The organism is Prevotella rectalis, from assembly GCF_900607215.1.
Taxonomy (GTDB): domain Bacteria; phylum Bacteroidota; class Bacteroidia; order Bacteroidales; family Bacteroidaceae; genus Prevotella; species Prevotella brunnea.
Genome location: NZ_LR027822.1, coordinates 272,841 through 274,019, shown reverse-complemented (window position 1 = coordinate 274,019; position 1,179 = coordinate 272,841). Strand labels below are relative to the sequence as shown.

Here is a 1,179-nt window from a genome sequence, read left to right as displayed (position 1 = left end):
TTTCGAATTACACAAGCAGCAGCGAGGGTTTTGTTACCCTTCAGTCATTAATCATGAACTCCCTGATGTATCATGAACGAGAGTTGTTCGTCAGCGAAAATGCCCATGAGCAATGCAATGGTTTCCGTTCTCGTCGTTGGTACAGTCACGGCTTTGAGTTCTCGCTCCGTATTCCGCGCAGTCGTAGCGGAAACTTCTATCCCATTCTCTTAGGGTTGATACGCAGCGAAAGCGAGGAACGTGCCAAATTGTTCAATCTCCTCTACACCAAAGGTCTTACCACGGAGCAGATAGGCGAGATTTCAAATTGCGTCTATGGTCGTTCCTACAGCAAGCAGCAGGTATCGCATCTTGCCGGCAGCTGCCGTGAGGACGTCGAACGGTGGCTTTGCCGTAGCCTTTCCTCCCACTACTTAGCCGTCTATATCGACGCCACCTTTATTTCCACCCGTAGGGACAGACAGGTGTCCAAGGAAGCCTACTATACCATTCTGGGGGTATTAGAAGACGGCAGCAGGGAGGTGCTCACGGTTGTCAATCATCCCACAGAAGGGGCTCTTTGCTGGAAAGACGAGCTTGAGGCCTTGAAGCAAAGAGGCGTCGAACAGATAGACTTAGTTGTTTCCGATGCATTGCAAGGAATAGAGAATGCCGTCTGTGCAGCCTTTCCCGGTGCCGCACACCAGTTCTGCGTGGCACACGTTAAGCGACAGATACTCAGCGGCGCATCACATAAAGACAAACTGGTAATGGCGCAGCAGCTCAGTGAGGTGTTCCAATTGGAGAACAACGAGATGAATTCCTTGCAGGGATACGAACAATTCATTACCTTTGTCGAGAAATGGGAAAGGAAATATCCTGCACTAAGAAAATACAAGGCCGAACGCAACAGTGCCTATTTCACGTATATGGACTTCCCGGCTCAAGTGCAGAGGTGCATATATACGACCAACTGGATTGAAAGGCTCAACAGGAAGTACAGGAGAACCATCCAAATGAGAACATCCATGCCATCAGAGAAGTCCGTCATCTTCCTCCTGGCGGCCGTGGCGATGGAGGAAACAAAGACGACATATGAAAGGAGAATATATCAATTCAAGAACTGGAAAGAAAAGAATAAAATAACAGTGGAAGTACAGAGAAAGGAAAGATGAATTACACACTTTTAAGGACACTACC

Annotated in this window: 1 pseudogene; it reads left to right on the top strand. The window is 48.2% G+C overall.

Annotation, left to right across the window (positions count from 1 at the left end):
* Positions 1–1,154, top strand: a pseudogene (locus tag E0E16_RS09520) (IS256 family transposase); the annotation flags it as partial.
* Between the last annotated feature and the right edge of the window lie 25 nt (positions 1,155–1,179).